This window comes from uncultured Tenacibaculum sp., from assembly GCF_947499065.1.
GTDB lineage: Bacteria > Bacteroidota > Bacteroidia > Flavobacteriales > Flavobacteriaceae > Polaribacter.
The window spans coordinates 67,408-82,999 of sequence record NZ_CANMMT010000012.1 but is presented as its reverse complement, the minus strand read 5'-3'; the positions used below and the strand labels follow the sequence as shown (position 1 = coordinate 82,999).

At 27.9% G+C, this 15,592-nt stretch carries 20 protein-coding genes; all 20 read right to left on the bottom strand.

Annotation, left to right across the window (positions count from 1 at the left end; translation table 11 throughout):
* Window positions 1–202: hypothetical protein (locus Q0958_RS17290; RefSeq protein WP_299125404.1), on the bottom strand; the 202-nt coding region annotated here is incomplete at its 3' end.
* A 149-nt stretch (window positions 203–351) separates the two neighbouring features.
* Window positions 352–801 carry a hypothetical protein gene (locus Q0958_RS17285; RefSeq protein ID WP_299125402.1) on the bottom strand — a complete coding sequence of 150 codons (450 nt, stop codon included), beginning with the start codon at window positions 799–801 and terminating at the stop codon, window positions 352–354.
* Between the two features lie 327 nt (window positions 802–1,128).
* The gene (locus tag Q0958_RS17280) at window positions 1,129–1,542 is read right to left on the bottom strand and encodes a hypothetical protein (protein WP_299125400.1); all 414 of its coding nucleotides are present in this window, start codon (window positions 1,540–1,542) and stop codon (window positions 1,129–1,131) included.
* Window positions 1,543–1,758: 216 nt separating this feature from the next.
* Complete coding sequence (locus Q0958_RS17275) at window positions 1,759–2,448, bottom strand: SH3 domain-containing protein (protein ID WP_299125398.1); 690 nt, start codon at window positions 2,446–2,448, stop codon at window positions 1,759–1,761.
* Window positions 2,449–2,570: 122 nt separating this feature from the next.
* On the bottom strand, window positions 2,571–2,921 hold the full coding sequence (locus Q0958_RS17270; RefSeq protein ID WP_299125395.1) for a hypothetical protein: 351 nt from the start codon (window positions 2,919–2,921) through the stop codon (window positions 2,571–2,573).
* Window positions 2,922–3,137: 216 nt separating this feature from the next.
* Complete coding sequence (locus tag Q0958_RS17265; RefSeq protein ID WP_299125391.1) at window positions 3,138–3,806, bottom strand: hypothetical protein; 669 nt, start codon at window positions 3,804–3,806, stop codon at window positions 3,138–3,140.
* A gap of 250 nt (window positions 3,807–4,056) precedes the next feature.
* Window positions 4,057–4,974: a hypothetical protein gene (locus tag Q0958_RS17260; RefSeq protein WP_299125389.1), complete on the bottom strand. Its 918-nt coding sequence runs from the start codon at window positions 4,972–4,974 to the stop codon at window positions 4,057–4,059.
* A 29-nt stretch (window positions 4,975–5,003) separates the two neighbouring features.
* Complete coding sequence (locus Q0958_RS17255; RefSeq protein ID WP_299125387.1) at window positions 5,004–5,468, bottom strand: hypothetical protein; 465 nt, start codon at window positions 5,466–5,468, stop codon at window positions 5,004–5,006.
* Window positions 5,469–5,658: 190 nt separating this feature from the next.
* Window positions 5,659–6,135 (bottom strand): MlaD family protein, encoded by a 477-nt coding sequence (locus Q0958_RS17250; RefSeq protein WP_299125385.1) that lies wholly within the window; start codon window positions 6,133–6,135, stop codon window positions 5,659–5,661.
* Between the two features lie 151 nt (window positions 6,136–6,286).
* A complete protein-coding gene (locus tag Q0958_RS17245) occupies window positions 6,287–6,712 on the bottom strand; it encodes a hypothetical protein (RefSeq protein WP_299125383.1) in 426 nt (141 codons plus the stop codon).
* Between the two features lie 199 nt (window positions 6,713–6,911).
* On the bottom strand, window positions 6,912–7,433 hold the full coding sequence (locus Q0958_RS17240) for a WG repeat-containing protein (RefSeq protein ID WP_299125380.1): 522 nt from the start codon (window positions 7,431–7,433) through the stop codon (window positions 6,912–6,914).
* Window positions 7,434–7,583: 150 nt separating this feature from the next.
* Complete coding sequence (locus Q0958_RS17235; protein ID WP_299125378.1) at window positions 7,584–8,501, bottom strand: hypothetical protein; 918 nt, start codon at window positions 8,499–8,501, stop codon at window positions 7,584–7,586.
* Window positions 8,502–8,829: 328 nt separating this feature from the next.
* Entirely contained in the window at window positions 8,830–9,672 is an 843-nt protein-coding gene (locus Q0958_RS17230; RefSeq protein ID WP_299125376.1) for a hypothetical protein, read from the bottom strand.
* 146 nt (window positions 9,673–9,818) lie between these two features.
* Window positions 9,819–10,370: a hypothetical protein gene (locus Q0958_RS17225; RefSeq protein WP_299125373.1), complete on the bottom strand. Its 552-nt coding sequence runs from the start codon at window positions 10,368–10,370 to the stop codon at window positions 9,819–9,821.
* A gap of 55 nt (window positions 10,371–10,425) precedes the next feature.
* Window positions 10,426–11,169: a hypothetical protein gene (locus Q0958_RS17220; RefSeq protein WP_299125370.1), complete on the bottom strand. Its 744-nt coding sequence runs from the start codon at window positions 11,167–11,169 to the stop codon at window positions 10,426–10,428.
* Between the two features lie 198 nt (window positions 11,170–11,367).
* On the bottom strand, window positions 11,368–12,126 hold the full coding sequence (locus Q0958_RS17215; protein WP_299125367.1) for a DUF3667 domain-containing protein: 759 nt from the start codon (window positions 12,124–12,126) through the stop codon (window positions 11,368–11,370).
* Between the two features lie 73 nt (window positions 12,127–12,199).
* A complete protein-coding gene (locus tag Q0958_RS17210) occupies window positions 12,200–12,913 on the bottom strand; it encodes a DUF2927 domain-containing protein (RefSeq protein ID WP_299125365.1) in 714 nt (237 codons plus the stop codon).
* 209 nt (window positions 12,914–13,122) lie between these two features.
* Window positions 13,123–13,557 carry a hypothetical protein gene (locus Q0958_RS17205; protein WP_299125363.1) on the bottom strand — a complete coding sequence of 145 codons (435 nt, stop codon included), beginning with the start codon at window positions 13,555–13,557 and terminating at the stop codon, window positions 13,123–13,125.
* A gap of 439 nt (window positions 13,558–13,996) precedes the next feature.
* Window positions 13,997–14,836: a tetratricopeptide repeat protein gene (locus tag Q0958_RS17200; RefSeq protein WP_299125361.1), complete on the bottom strand. Its 840-nt coding sequence runs from the start codon at window positions 14,834–14,836 to the stop codon at window positions 13,997–13,999.
* A gap of 186 nt (window positions 14,837–15,022) precedes the next feature.
* Window positions 15,023–15,580, bottom strand: coding sequence for a hypothetical protein (locus Q0958_RS17195; protein WP_299125359.1), 558 nt, complete (start codon window positions 15,578–15,580; stop codon window positions 15,023–15,025).
* Window positions 15,581–15,592: the final 12 nt, after the last annotated feature.

The following is a 15,592-nucleotide window of genomic DNA, read 5'->3' as shown; positions in this document are numbered from 1 at the left end:
AGTTACATATACTCCAAATTTCAGTTTTACCATTAAATTCCGAAATTCCTTTTTCAGACCAAAAAAGTTCACAAGCTGTATAATTTTCTATTAATTCTACATTGACTTCTTCTCGAAAATAATCTTCTTGAAATCCGTCATCTTGAGCAAACGAAAAGTTTACTGTAAGAACTAAAATTATTATTAGAATTGAGTTTTTCATAATTATGGGCAACGGTCTTGTATAACCTTCAGTTGCGGATTTAAAGTTATCTATTTTCGGTTAAACACTGACCTTAGCAATTCCTAATGGATTCGGACGTATTTGATTCCGCCTTAATTGTGGTTATATATTGTTGTACACAAGTTATTTTATCCGTCAATAGTCATATATTTTGGTTCCTTTCCTTCAAAGTCAATTGAAACATAGTGTCTCATTGGTTTCGAATCATATGTTATTGACCATTCAGTTTTATCTTTTTTAATTCGACCGATAGAAATTCCATCAAAATCAAATTCGTTATCAAAGTCATTAAGTCCAGCATCCTCAATATTATCTTCTAACTCTTTTTTTAAGAACGGAAGTATTATACTTTCTTTGATTTCATCATATTCTTTGTCCAACTTTTTAAAGAAATTTTTTTGTTCATCTGTTGGTCCATTTTCATCAGCGTCTAAACTAATTCTAATCAGTTTTCCTTGAAAGTGTACTTCTCCGTCGTAAAAGTTCTTTAAAGAATCTTTGAATTTTGTATATCCCATTTCTCCAAAAAAGTCATCAACAAATTTTGGTTTTTTCTTAAAAATATCAAATATGGCCATAGTTGGTTTTTAATTTGTGCACAACTTGTTTATATGCGGATCTTTTAGATGTTTTAATAAAACTCAAAATATTCACAATTTTTTTAATTTTCGAATATAGTATAAAAAAGAATATGGTTTTCTTAAGTTCTTCTATTAATGAAGTTCGCTGAAGATTTCGTAAGAATTATAAGTGGTATTGTTAAAGAGTAGGTGAGTGGTAGGACTAAAAATTGCCTAAGAAAAGGTAGGTAGGGAGTTTGTAGAGGTGCTTTGGTTGGTTGTTGTTAACGGTCTGTGTATAGTGTGTGCTTTAAAAGTGCTATATACTTTGTTGTGCGTTCGTTTTTATTTTTCTGCTATTAGTTCAATTTCATCGCAACCAATCCGAATTACTTTTCCGTCTTCAAAAAGCATCATTAAGTCATCATTGATTTTCGGTTTGGCTTGTTGTATAAAACCGTTATTTATTTCTCTAGAATTGGCTGGAAAGAATGTGATTTCTCCAAGTCGTTCGGTATCCTCTTTCACGGCCTTTGAGTCTCCTTCTTCAAAGTATTCATATGAGACATTTTTAAATTCAAATTTTAGATTTTTGAATTCATCATAATTTACCCAATCACCTTTAGTTTGTTTAAAGTCAACTCTTATGTTCTTTCCGTTTTTTGTAAGTCCAATAAAGTCAAAATTATTGTGAAGGTCAATATGAGTTCCATTTAGTTGAACTGCATAATTATCTTCTATTTCAAAATTTGTTTTCATTCGGATTTTTTTAATGACACATAACGTTCTTGCTATGTGTAGTGCGAGTTTTTAGAAAGCCTTTCAGATTCGATTGAGCACTGACTTAAGCGAGCCTCTTTTATGTTTGTTATTTTCTTGAATAAAGATACAAATTGCGAGCGGAAAAAGAAGCAGAGAGTCTTGTTTTGCAATACAGCTCCGCATTACTTATAGCCGTTGTTGGCTACAGTTTTTTTAACATCCTGATGTTTGAAACCAAGATATTATTTTCCATTCCCCATTTACTTTAGCAATTGTCATTTCCTTTATTAAATCATAAGAAGTAAGTTTAGATGAAACATAACCAATTTTATTTTGTTCTAATTTTATTTCAATCCAATTAATTCCGTCAACAGTTTGATATGTTTTATTTGTCATTGTTAAAGTGTTACAATCACAATTAAAAACTTCGTATGTAGCAGTTCTTATTATTTCGGACTTGAGGCTCGGTTCTTTTCTAATATTAACATTTTCTCCCAAAATCAAGAGTTGATTTTCGGTATCTATTTTCTTTAAATAGGAAGGTCCTTGAAAAATTACTTTATCGTGAGGCACAATGTTATCTGGGTTTTCATCTTCAAGTCGACTAAAACCAAATCTTAAAATAGCCAACATATCTTTCCAAGAATCTTCAGCACTTTCCTTAAAGTAATATTTTATTAGCTGATCTTTAGGACATCCAGGATATCCACAAATATCTTTACTTTCAAATACTCGTTCTGCTAAAAAATCCTTTAGTTTCAAAGTGTCTTTTTGCATTACACAATTAAGTAATTCAGTTTTAAACTTTAAAAAGCTTAAATCCAAATAAGATTCATCATTTATTATTTGTCCAAATGAATTAATGGAAAATAAAATGGTTAATGTAAATATGAAGTTTCTCATTTCTTAAATTATTGCCAACGATCCGGATATGTAGCATAGGAACGGTTTGATTGCTTATAGACCTATGCTTTATAGCCATTGTTGTAGGTAGTTTATTTCCTTTTATTTAAAATCTTTTGCCTTTAATTAGTCTTTTTCCAGTCCAAACTTTCCCAGCTATCTATCAAATCCCTCCAAGCTTTTAATGAGTTTTTATTTAACCATTTATCAAAGGATTTATAATAGTCAATTTCATAACCTCCTATGTTTTGAATTCCTTCAAATAACCCTACTACAATCAAATTCTTAACATAATCGTCTCCAAGAGTCATTAATTCTTCAACATTCTTGAAGAAAGTCTCAAAATTTTCAGTTTGCCCTGATTTTTTCTTATCAACTATGAATCTGGAAATGTCTGCAATGTCAATATAAGCCAATCGATCACTAGGATCTTCATAGTCAAACTTCACTTCCTTATTATAGAAATCAGTCAATTCATTCCAATCAGATATAAGTTTTTGGAAGACCTGTTCGACTTCTGATTCTTGAAATATGATATCTGTTTTTTTCATTTTTAATATTGTACACAACGATCTCGTATAACCGTCAGTTACGGATTTAAAATTACTTATTTTCGGTTAAACATTGATTTTAGCATTTCAAGTGGATTCGGACGTAGTTGAATCCGTCGTAGTTGAGATTATACATTGTTAGGTGCAGTTTTTATTTTTAAATTTTTCAAATATTTTTTTCTGGTCGTAACTAAAAATCATTGCTCTTGTCCTAAATGTTATTAAATAATTTTTCACTCTACAATGAAAAGGCATTGTATTAAAGTAAACAAAATGTCCAGCAGGTTGAATTTGTTTGAGAGCTTTTATTGCGTCCGATTCAGTTTCAAATTCCCATTGTTCTATTATTCCATCAGAGATTGTGTTCGTCCCATTTTTATCTCTGTAAAAATATCCCCAAATACTTTTAGCATTTTTAAACAATTCAATGTCAAGGTTTGGTGATTGTCTCATTAAAATATTTGGCTCAAATTCACAAGCTTTTTTTAAGTCTGTGTTTTTATAATCAATACTATAAAAAGGATATCCATTAAATGAAGTTTTTTTACCCAAATATTCATACAATTTCTTTTTTCTAAGTCTTAAAGTGTCAGGAATCCATTCAGTTTTTTCAATTTCTTTTACAAAATCAATCAATTCAGGAATAGGAATTTTTTCGTGAATTATCAATTCCTTCTTTTTTGATTTAACAGAATCAATAATCATAGATTTTTCTTCCTTCTGATTAATTAGTCTGTTTTTGTTATTCGATTCTTTACAGCTACAAATAATTAAAAAGGAAGTTAATATTATCGATTTGATTTTCATTTTTGGTCAAATTTCACCTAACTAGTGTATATGTGGAACTTTTTTGGTGTTTTAATAAAACTCAAAATATTCAAAATTTTTAGAGTTTTCGAATATAGCATAAAAAAAGGATATGGTATTCTTAAGTTTATTTTACCTGCGAAGTTCGTTGATGATTTTGCAAGGATTATAAGTAGTTTTGTTAAAGAGTAGGTGAGTGGTAGGCGAGAATTAGCAATTACTTATAGCCATTGTTAGGCAACATTTTTTATTAATTTTCTTTCGTTTCTATGGAAAAATCATAATAATCATAGTCAAACTTTCCAGTCCAACAACTTAAAATTCCGCTTTTAAATTTCAATCCGCTTTTCTTTACTATTTCCATTTGTTCTTTTGTTTCGTTATCTATGTCAAATCCATCTTTTTTTGCTCTTTCCAATGCAGAATAAGCGTAAATCCTTGTTACAGGATTCACACCGAACATCAACTTTTTGATAACATCGTATTCTTTGTTTTCCAAAAGCTTTTTGAAAAAAGTATTAGCAAAATGAACAAAGTCGTCATCAACATGATAAGTGTTTAAATTCCACTCAACTTGGTTAAGATTGTAATACGCATTTAAAGCGTCGATGCTGTATCTGTTCGTGTCAATTTCTAAAGTAAAATTCGGATACTTTTTTTGATATTCTGAAAGATTTTCGTTGAATAGTTTATAGTACTCCATATTTGCTCCACTACAAGTTAGTGGAATTGTAATCTCTTTAAGATAGTTGTTTTCAAATACATTATCCTCAACTTTAATGTCCAATCTTGAATAGACTATTAGGTCATTATAAGTCAGTATTTTTAAGTTAAAACTTGTATAGCCACCATAGAAATCGTGAGAAATCAATTTTAGTTCATCTAATAATTCTATTGTTTTGCTCGATGCATTTCCTTTACCAGATAAAAGTGAAGGATATATAGTTAGATAATGAGTTACAGTTGGTTTTAAGTTCTCAATTGGATTTACCATTTCTCTGTAACGAGTTAAGTCAGTTTCTACCCAATCAGGATTTGGATTAGGGTTCTTGTCTTTTGGTTTACAAGTATGACAATGTTCTAATTCTGCTTTATTTAATTCGTAAACGGTTTGTCCGTAAGACGAATAAAAAAGAAAAAATAATATTGTCGAAACTAAAATTTTCATTGTTTGGTTAAATTGTGTTTTAATGCGGTTTAGGTGTTGTCATACTTATTTTTCTTAAGTTTCTTAATTTTTGAATCGATTTCTTCTCGATATTGTTCAAGGTCGAATATAAAAATAGGCATTAATTTATCACCAAAGTCCCAAGTTATTTTATTGTCAGATATAACAAAATTTATGATTAAACCACTACAGTAAATATCTCCGCATTGACATGTGTATATTGGAATTTTAGACTCAAAATCATAGTTTAATAATTTGCTATCATCTGCTAATAAAAGATTGTTGATTTTTTCTCCTTTTAGAATTTGCTCGCTAAGTCTCAGGTTTTTTAAATTCAGTTTTTCATTAATCCAACCCAGAAATCCATTCTGCTCAACAAATGCATTATGACCATATTTAGCATCAATAATATCCTTTAAGTTTACTCCATCAATGAGATACTCAAAATGAGAAGAATTGGGAGAGTGCTCTAAGTTTTGCTCCTTCCATATCATTTTAAATTCATTTATCATAATTAAATTAAAGTGTAACTTTTATATATGCAGAACTTTGTTCCTAGTATCTGTCTAATTTAGTTGGCTATGCGAAATTTTAAAAAAATAAGTTCCGTTTATTTTTAGCAATTTTATACATGCAATATAAATAAAGAAGATGTTATAGTTCCTTAAAAACTCCTTTTACTCTTTATTTATGCTGTTTTTCAAGGTTATCATTAAGTCTGCGTAACTCAATCAATATGGAGTCTTGTTTTTGCTTGCCTGTTAAGCTCTCTAGGAAGTCTCCAACTTTAATTGCTAAAGAGTCTTCCAAGTTTGTTGGTTCAATTTTTGAAAGTTCGATATTGTCTCCATTTTTCAAGTTCTCAGAACTTTCTCCTAATTTGACGAAGATTCCTTTAGAGCCAAGTAAATTGATGCTTTCAATTGCAAATTTAGAATCAACTGGAATTTTAATGTCAGATTTTAATTCACACTTTATGTCAATTGTTCCTTCTGAGGTTAAATTCAAGTTTTCTACTTTTCCAATTTCAAATCCGTTTAGAGTTATGTTTGCTTCAGTAGTTAGTCCATCAACATTTTCTGCATTCAATATTATTTCAGTTCGCTTATTTGTACAAGATATAAGGAAAATGAGGAATGCTAAAATTGAGTAATATTTCATTTTGTTATTTTTAAATACTTATAGCGTTTTGTACAAGCATTAGTTAGTTATGGGGTAATATTTATTAAATTTTGGTTTGAAACAGATGTTGGCAATCCTGAGTGGATTCGAGTGTAATTGCGGTTATATACTGTTGGCAAATCGTTATTTTCTAAAAAATCCATTTTATAGTTGTTACAAATCCAATTATGAAAATAATTACCAAACTAATGATAATTCCAAAAATCAAATATCCATAGAATTTATCTTTCCACGTTTCTTTATATTCAGGGAAAGAGTTTTCTTTTTTAGTTTTTATTTTTGATGTCAATTCTACATTGTCAAAATAGAAATCAGCATTTGAGTTAGTCCAGTCAATTTCCAATTCTGCATATTCAACTTCTCCATTTTCAAATTTGCGCTTTTCAATTTCAAGTCTGGCTTTTAATAACTCGGCAGAAAATAATTCAAGACCTTGTTTATTTGCTTTTATACATGTATTATTTTCGTCTCCTTCTTGATGATAAAATCCAAAAAAAGCTTCTTCTTTTTTATTATTCTTCTTTAATTCAGATATTATATTTTTTATTTCAGTCACTTTTCAATATTTGTCAACAACGGTCTCGTATAACCGTCAGTTACGAGTTTTAAATTACTGTTTTACGCTTAATTACTGAAACTCGTAATTCCGAATGGATTCGAGTGTAATTGAATCCGGTGTAATTGTGGTTATACATTGTTGCTGTGTTTATTTTACTTTCTTTCCTTTTTTATTAATAAAGAACCATTCGTCACTTTCAACTTTTTTGTGTTCGTCTAAATCTAAATATTCCTTTTTCAAACCATTTTGCATAATCATATTCACAAGGAATGACTATTCGTCCATATTTATTCGCATATCCCATTTTTCCATTTCGAAAAACTCTCGTTAAATTCTCATTGAAAGGTTCTGGTCCATTGTCAAACATTACGAGGTCAAACAAGATATTTTGATTTCGGTCAATAGCAATTCGTCTTCCATAAATGCTGTCATTTGGGTGTTCAATAACATTTGCATAGAATTCTAGCGTGTCAGTTCCATAGTAAGCATATTTTCCAAATGGAATTATAGTGTCGTTATTTTCATTTACAAATGCAATTTTTACTCCATATTGTAGATATTCTTCATTTGTTACTGCTTTTAATTTTTCGGTTGAAATGGAGTCAGATATTTGCATGTCAAAATACTGATAGTTAGTCGTTTTTTTATCAATATATTTTCTACACGAAAAGGTAGCTATCACCCCAAAAATCAATATTGTTATTTGTCTAATTTTCATTTTGCTCAAATGCACTACAACGTTTAGTATATGGTAAGTAGGGGAGTAGTAATTAATAAGATTAGTAAATAAATCACAGGTAAAAAATCAGCGAAGACTTTCGTAAACTGCTTAAAGCTAGTAATTAATTTTTTACGGTGTCATTAATAATTAATTACAATTTCCGTCTATTAGATTTGTTTTTGTAGGGTTAAAACTATTATCCTTAACATAATAATTTCCAGATAATCCTGAATTATTAAAAAGTAATTCAAGAGCACAAAAATTATCTAGTTTCATATTATTATCAATTACTAAATCTTGACTTATTGATTTTAAAGATTCTAAACCTGTTAAACTAGTTAGATTATCATTGTTGTAGATTATTAGTGTTCCACCTAAAGATTCTATATTTGATAAAGCACTAATGTCTTCTAAAGAAGAATTTCCTCCTTTTAAATCTTGACCTTGACCAATAAATAAGTCATCATTAATAATTTTAAGATTTGACAAACCATTGAGGTTTTTAAGTAAATTATTATTGTTGATTACAAGTTTATAAACTTGATTCAATTCCTTTAAGGGAGATAAATCGCTAATGTCAGTTGAAGGAGGAGCTGAGCCATTGAGATTAATAAGGTCTCCAATAATTAATATACCTTCTATTTTAGAATATTTATTACTACCTAAAAGTGTTAAATCACTTTGAGTTCTAACTGTAATTGTAATTCCTGTAATAAACTTCCATACAGGAGAGCTAGCCAAAACTTCTCCTTTATTACTTATTGTCTCAACTCTCCAATAATAAGCTGTATTAATTTTTAGGTTAGTGTATTTTTTTTCAGGAATTTTCAAATCAAATACTGTGGTAGGGTTTTCAGATGTATCGAAATACATTCTATAAGTTGCATCCTGAGGAGTATTTTTTCCAGGTATAAAAGGAATAGTTCCATTCATAACTGGAATAGGGGCTGGATTTGATGAATTAATCCTTTCAACAGGAAAAACTTTTAATTCCTCCTCACCATTATTCTGACAAGAACAAAAGAGAATAAGACAAATTATTATTACAAGATTGATTTTTTTCATGAGCGCGATTTTTATTATTGCCAACTTGTTTATATGCGAAATTTTAAAAAAAATTGGTTCCGTTTATTTTTTGCAATTTTATAACATGCAATATAAATAAAGAAGATGTAATAATACTTTAAAACTTACTTTTACTAAATCGATTTTATTTTATGATAGCTAACGGTTAGTATGGGAATTAAAAAGGACTTAATTTCTGATTAAGAACTTAGTTGAAATTTTATACTTTGTTTTATTTTTTTTCTGTTCTAAAAACAAATCAAAAAAAATGGACAACCATATAAAATATGCTAATCATAGGATTAAGTATTAAAATCCGTGTTAATTTTTAGCGATTGTTGGAGTTAATTTTTTTTATCATTTTTTCAAATTCAGATTTTATATATTTTTCCATTTCTGATTCATTATGTTTTTCAGCCACATAAACTTCTTTTCTAAAGAATCTATATTGGTCTATAATTGTCAAAGTCGTAGAGTCTTTATTTATTAAATCTGTTTTTAAAACTTTTTCTTCGATTTTACCTTCAATTATTTTTTTTCCAATTTTATTAGAATTAATTACAAAAAATGGACTTGAACTACCGTCAGAAAATGTGTCATTTCTAACTTTAGATTCGGAATAAATATTCTCAATTATTACTGAAAGATATCTCGTATCTATATTGTTCAGATTACTAACATAATTATTAATTCTTGAAATATTTTGCCCAACCTTTAAAGTATCTGGAATTAAAACGTCAAAGTAATAACTTGGTTCTTTCTTAATATTACCTTTTTCATCAAAATAAATTTCTTGATTTTTTAATACTTTTCCATTTAATTGAAACCATTCAATTTTTTTATTCAGTTTTCCATTTTTGTGAAAATAAATCCACCAACTATTTCTCTTTTTGTTTTTCATTAACCCTTTTTCTCTAACGTTTCCATTTTCATAATAATAGAAAAGAGAGTCAACAACTTTTCCATCTGAAAAGAGAGCTAAATATTCAAGGTTACCATTAGGATATATTTTTCCTCCATATCCATTTATAAAGGAAGAGTCCTTATTTGATTTTATTAATTTGTAATCGATTTTTTTACCATTGAAAATATAAAAATGTTTCTTTTCTTCTTTTTTACAAGAGACAAGAAACATTATAATTGATAAAAAAATATATATCGTTTTTTTCATAATTAATTATAACTTATTATGTACAAGCAACTTTTAAGAGTTTTCGAATATAGCAAAAAAAGAATATGATTTTCTTAAATTTTTTTATCTGCAAAGTTCGCTGATGATTTTGCAAGAAGTATAATTAGTTTGTTACTTGCTAGCTTTTATTCGTTTGTAGATTCTAATTCTGTTTTCATTTGTTTCGCACAATCGGTCAGCTTTTCAATAAGAATAGAGTCTGTTTTTATAGAGATTACTTTCTCCTTAGCCATTTTTTTAAACCCGTATTTATTTCCAAAAGTAATTTCGTAAATAGTATCAGAATAGGTCATCTTACTTGGGTCGTATTCAACTTTTTTAGGTGGATAATTTTTTTGATACTTTTCCCATTCAGCAAAATATTCTCGATATTTAATTTTTAATATTTTGTTTCCATTCCAGTATATTTTTTGGCTCGAAAATCCTAATTCAGCCCCATATTTAGAATCGATTAATATTAAATCATTGTTGTAATAGAAACCATATAGCCTACCTCCACAAGCTGACATATTTGGATAGAATTTTTTAGACAGAATTCCATTATCAAAAAGCGAATCAATTTCCATGATTGTAAAATTGAGCAATTCTGTTTTCTGTTTCTGTTCAGCTACTAATTTATGGTCAGATTTTAAATCAACTGATTTTCCTATTTCTGTTTTACAGGAAGTTAAAGTCAAAATCAGAAATATTATTTTAAAATTGTTCGTCATTTCAGCCTGTTAGCAAATGTGCTTATTCATTTTTTTCGTCAGTCAAATATTTATAACTCTGTTCATAATACTTTTTCATAGATTTATTCAAGTACTGACTAAATCCAGTTTTTTCATTTCTTTCTATGGATAACCAAGCCATTGCATAGGCAATTATTTGTTCAGGTAAATATCCTTGTCCAGTTGAATTCCAGCCAAATCTTCCGTTTGTCGAAAACTGCGAAAAATTAAATCGAGAATTTCCAATAAAGATTCCAAAACCATAAGCTATTGCCGTTAAATCAGTTAAAAACTCGTCATTTTCTTCTATTCGATTTTCTCCTAATAAAATATGATGTGATAATTCGTGTGATATAGTTGCAATTAGAGAAATCGTATTTTTTAATTGGCTTGATTCTATTAATATTACAGTATAATTTTCATTTTGTTGATAAACTCCACTTGCGCTTTGCCAACTTCCATTCATGTCTGCTGGAGTTGTCAAAATTGTTCCATCGTCCATCTCAATCGGTTCATCTGAAAAGAATTCAAGTTTAATTTCAATATCTTGAATGTTCATTAATTCCATTGTCCGTTTGAGTATGAATTCCGCATCTTCTTCAGTTCCGTCAAAAGTTCTATTATAGAAGTTTTTTGTTGGTGTTATTGTTTCTATTTTCATAAAATGCTCTTCACCAAATTCGGTCCTTAACCAATTAAGGTTTTCATCAACCCAAATTTTGTCTTCTTCGGTAATTGGTAATCTTGTTTTTTTATTCCAGAACATTATTGGTTGGTTATATGTGTACTAACTTGTTTATATGCGGAATTTTTAGGTATTTTAATAAAACTCAAAATATTCACAATTTTTTAGTTTTCGAATATAGCAAAAAAAGAATATGATTATCTTAAGTTTTTTTATCTGCGAATCTCGCTGAAGGTTTCGCGAGAAGTATAATTTGTATTGTAATAGGAGGGGAGCATTTTATTCTCTAATAATAATTTCAATAATTCCAAATATCAAAAAGAAAAACGTAGTTCCAATAACATATAAAATATAAGTAATAGCAGTAAACAGTATTTTTGAAAATGTTTTTTTGGTTTCAAAAAATTGATTAAAAGTCCAAAACACAAATAATATTGCAATAAAAAACGGAACAGCTTGCGTGTAATATCCGTCAATTTTAAGTATAAGAAAGATTATCGCGAAAGCTAAATAAATTAGTGTTTGTTGTCCAGTTATGTAACAGTTTAAAATTAAATGCTCAAAGAAGTTATATTTTTGATTGATAAAAGAAATATATGATGCAAATGAAAAAAATGGTAAGAGTAATAAAGAAGAATATCCAAAATTATTAGACAACCAATTTAAAATATTTGCGGTTGTCGTTTCTTCTAAATTATTATCAATTAATGCCCTTGTTGCTCCTGAAAATGCATTTCCTAAAAATGTTTTTTCACCTATTAAGAATGTAGTCAGTACATATAATGTAGACGTTAACAAAACAAAAGCTATTGGTTTAAAATGTTTTTTTCTTTTTCCATTTAAAAATTCTCTAATACTATATCCTGGTCTAATTGATAATTCCTTAATTGAGAAAAGTATTCCATTATTTACTTGAAAAACAGTACTCAATATTTCATTAATTAAGTAGTTGTAATTAATTCTATCAGTACTAGATTTTTGCCCACAGTTATTACAAAAATTACCACTAAATTCTTGATCACAATTTTTACAAATCATTCAAGTCGTTTTTTGATTTTGAGAGAGTTTTCATAATGTTGAAACTTATATATCTGTGGAATTTTAGGTGCTTTTATTCATTTCTTAAAATCTCCTTTAAAACTTCATCGACTTGAGTTTCTGTGAGACCAGCGCTCATGTTTGGGTGATACAATAACCTGATTAAATCACTGTCGATTAAAGAATATTTATTTGTAGTTGTCCATTCTGACTGAAAGATGCTCTCTGGATACTTTTTTGAATCTCTAGCTAATCCAAGTGATTGTGTTAACTCTTCACGCAAAAGATGTTTCTGTTCAACTAGATTAGCTCTATAAATATCGACATACATATGTCCTAACATTAATTGATTTTGACTATTCCAAAAAATTGAAAATAGCCCCCAATTAGAATCAACCAAATCGACTTGACCTGGATATAATTGAGCATAATCTTTTCCACTTCCAAAGAAAATATAATAATTAGATAGAGAAGAATTGTTTACAATATTTATTTTAAAACCATCAGTTGCCAATTCATTAATTTCTGTTATTATTTTTTCTAACTCATTTATTAATTCATTATTTTTTTCTCCTCCAATAAATATATTAATATCTGAATTCCATTTTCGAGTTATTTTACTTGCATTTCCAAACTCAAAACCTAAAGCCACCTCTTTAAAATATTCAATAACATTCATTTCGTGTTGGCTAAATTCCGATTCAGGTAGTATTGTGTTATCATCATTTTTAGAGCATGATGTTAAAGCTATTAGTATAAAAAGAAGTAATAATAGTTTATTTTTCATAACATAATTGATTTTAAATTACACCTAATTTAAGTATGTGTGGAACTTGTAGGTGTTTCTATAAAACTTAAAAGATTCACTAATTTTTTGAATTTTCGAATATAGCATAAAAATGAATATGATTTTCTTAAGTTTTTTCTACCTGTAAAATCGACTGAAGGTTTTGCAATTGGAGGGGAATAAATCTAAATAATCATTACTGTATATGGTTATTCTTTTTCAACATAATACATTTCTTTATTAATTTCAATAGCAAGGTTTTTGATATAATGTAATTCAAGATTACTTAATTTGGTAAAACTATTATGTTCATATAGTTCCCAAGGAGAAATACGGTCTATATTTCTTTCTAAATATTCATTTATTCTATTTTTTAGGTAAACTCGCTTTTCATGTGTTAATTCTTCGTGTTGAAAATTAATTATTCCTTCAGTCTCATCATAATTATTAATTTTATTATAAAACCTTAACAATTGAATTTTGAAATTGTTTTTTCCATAAAGGTCAATAAAATATTCTAATCTTGATTCAGTTTTTGTAATATCTAAATCGAATATAGGAATCATAATTATGTATGGCTCTCCCCATTCAAATTTCTTTTCTTCTAATTTACATTTGGGTAGTGTATTGTTATCTATTTTCATCTATTTTGACGCATTGTTACATAGTTAATTTCTTTTTTGTCATAAATTAGATAAATAGTATCTCCAAATTGATACTTATTATACATGTCTTTATCTATATTCTGTTGTCCCAGCTTTGTTATGTTTTCCTTTTTAAAGTTTTATACATTAAAATACCTATTAAAATTAGAAATATAATACCGCTAGCATATGTTAGTCTGAGAAACAAATTTTGTTGTTCACATAGGTCAATTCCGGAAATTTGAGAAATACATTCTCCAAGCTCCGTTTCATATTTTAGACTTACGTTTGTATTTATACCCATAAAATAGAAAAGAGGAATGCCTAAAAATGAAATACATAATCCAATTATATAAATTATTTTTCTCAAGAGTTCATTTTTTAGTATTACTAATAATATTTATTAAAAGAAAGTTATATTAATACAAGTTTGTACATTTTACTCGCAATGTTTTCTAAGCCGTTTTTGGGCGTATTCGGCTCCTAATTCATTTGCTTTTTTCCAATTCCGACAAGCCTCTGTTTTTTTCTGTTGATTATATTTTGTGTTTCCAATATTGAAATAAGTCATTGCATCATTTGGCTCTAACTTCAATGCTGTTTTATAGTCTTCTAATGCACCATCATAATCACCGTTTTCATCTTTTACCGTTCCTCTATTTGTGATGGCAGAAACAAAATTAGGTGCTAATTCAATTGCTTTATCATAATCTGCAATAGCTGACTTCCAGGTATAAAGTTCATTTTTTACAATTGCTCTTGAATAGTATGAGTTTGGTTCTTTTGGATTAATTTTTAATACAATAGTCCAATTTGCAATTGCTCCACTCAAATTATTTGAATTATATAAATCTATTGCTTTATTGAAATAATAATCTTCTTTTGATTTTGTGAACTCTGGAAGGATAGGTTCTTTATCAATTTCAGCTCCATAGGCGTCTAATTTACAGTCAAATTCATAACCTCTTTTTACCATGTCTAAAGCCCAATAGATTAAATTATCCTTGGTTATAGGAAACGAATTTGTTTTTCCTTTTAATTCAAAGCTACCTTCCCAAGTAGTATATTTCTCAAACGAGTACCCATAATTGTTTTTTAGATATTCATTTAGTTTTTCAAGTTTTTCTTTTTTGTCCGATAGAAAGTGAAAATCGAGTTTTGTATAAGTAAAATCAGTTAATTTATTTTTTTTCATACTTATATAAACATCTTCTGCAGAAACCATTTCTTTCCCAAAATTGTTTGCAAAGTTATCCCATGTAAAATATGTGTTTTTCATTTTTTGACTGTAAGAATTTAAAATCGAAAGTATTAGTATAAGTTGAAATAGTTGTTTTATCATAGCTTTTAAGATTTAATATAAGAAATGTAGAGTAAATGTTAAGAAATACATTTCGGTTGTGCCTAGCGTTTCGAAGAGCATCTTATAAAGGTATTTTTAGTATCTAGATTATATTTCTTTAATTTAGTCATATTTTAATCCTCTTGTAACCTTGTAATAAAACGCATTTTTGTTCCTGTATTTTTCGTATTCAGATTGGCTTACTAAAAACTTAAATTTTCCATTTGAATAAATTTTGCCTTTATATTTAATTGATTTTATTAGCATTTTTATTCCTTCTTTTACAACTAATCTATTGGGTAAAGCATTATACTTATAGCGTACTATACCATCATTATCATTTATAATTAACTCCCCAGTGCTTCCATTTATCACTTTATACTTTCCTTTTACTTTTTTTAAGAACAAGATAAGTTTTTGTCCAGTCTTGTATTTTAAAGGTCTAGTATCACACATCCATTGTTTCCATTTATTTACGATGATGGTATCATCATCTTTTCCTTTAATAAAATCTGATATTTTAAATTGATATTTTTCATTATTAATTTCATCAATTTGTCCTTCAACAATTAAATCTGCTTTTGAAGTAACAATTGAATATGGCAAAGTATGTTTGCTAAATTCATTATTATTTGTGAGTGAGGTGAATAATAATAAAGTAATGAGTATTCTCATAATCATAGCTAATGTGTT

What these genes read in the sequence shown, in the direction of transcription:
- Q0958_RS17280 (WP_299125400.1), bottom strand. Translation starts at nt 1,542, where the DNA reads ATGAAAACAAATTTTGAAATAGAAGATAATTATGCAGTTCAACTAAAT.
- Q0958_RS17200 (WP_299125361.1), bottom strand. Translation starts at nt 14,836, where the DNA reads ATGAAAAACACATATTTTACATGGGATAACTTTGCAAACAATTTTGGG.
- Q0958_RS17235 (WP_299125378.1), bottom strand. Translation starts at nt 8,501, where the DNA reads ATGAAAAAAATCAATCTTGTAATAATAATTTGTCTTATTCTCTTTTGT.
- Q0958_RS17220 (WP_299125370.1), bottom strand. Translation starts at nt 11,169, where the DNA reads ATGTTCTGGAATAAAAAAACAAGATTACCAATTACCGAAGAAGACAAA.
- Q0958_RS17260 (WP_299125389.1), bottom strand. Translation starts at nt 4,974, where the DNA reads ATGAAAATTTTAGTTTCGACAATATTATTTTTTCTTTTTTATTCGTCT.
- Q0958_RS17285 (WP_299125402.1), bottom strand. Translation starts at nt 801, where the DNA reads ATGGCCATATTTGATATTTTTAAGAAAAAACCAAAATTTGTTGATGAC.
- Q0958_RS17215 (WP_299125367.1), bottom strand. Translation starts at nt 12,126, where the DNA reads ATGATTTGTAAAAATTGTGATCAAGAATTTAGTGGTAATTTTTGTAAT.
- Q0958_RS17205 (WP_299125363.1), bottom strand. Translation starts at nt 13,557, where the DNA reads ATGAAAATAGATAACAATACACTACCCAAATGTAAATTAGAAGAAAAG.
- Q0958_RS17240 (WP_299125380.1), bottom strand. Translation starts at nt 7,433, where the DNA reads ATGAAAATTAGACAAATAACAATATTGATTTTTGGGGTGATAGCTACC.
- Q0958_RS17210 (WP_299125365.1), bottom strand. Translation starts at nt 12,913, where the DNA reads ATGAAAAATAAACTATTATTACTTCTTTTTATACTAATAGCTTTAACA.
- Q0958_RS17255 (WP_299125387.1), bottom strand. Translation starts at nt 5,468, where the DNA reads ATGATATGGAAGGAGCAAAACTTAGAGCACTCTCCCAATTCTTCTCAT.
- Q0958_RS17265 (WP_299125391.1), bottom strand. Translation starts at nt 3,806, where the DNA reads ATGAAAATCAAATCGATAATATTAACTTCCTTTTTAATTATTTGTAGC.
- Q0958_RS17275 (WP_299125398.1), bottom strand. Translation starts at nt 2,448, where the DNA reads ATGAGAAACTTCATATTTACATTAACCATTTTATTTTCCATTAATTCA.
- Q0958_RS17250 (WP_299125385.1), bottom strand. Translation starts at nt 6,135, where the DNA reads ATGAAATATTACTCAATTTTAGCATTCCTCATTTTCCTTATATCTTGT.
- Q0958_RS17195 (WP_299125359.1), bottom strand. Translation starts at nt 15,580, where the DNA reads ATGATTATGAGAATACTCATTACTTTATTATTATTCACCTCACTCACA.
- Q0958_RS17230 (WP_299125376.1), bottom strand. Translation starts at nt 9,672, where the DNA reads ATGAAAAAAACGATATATATTTTTTTATCAATTATAATGTTTCTTGTC.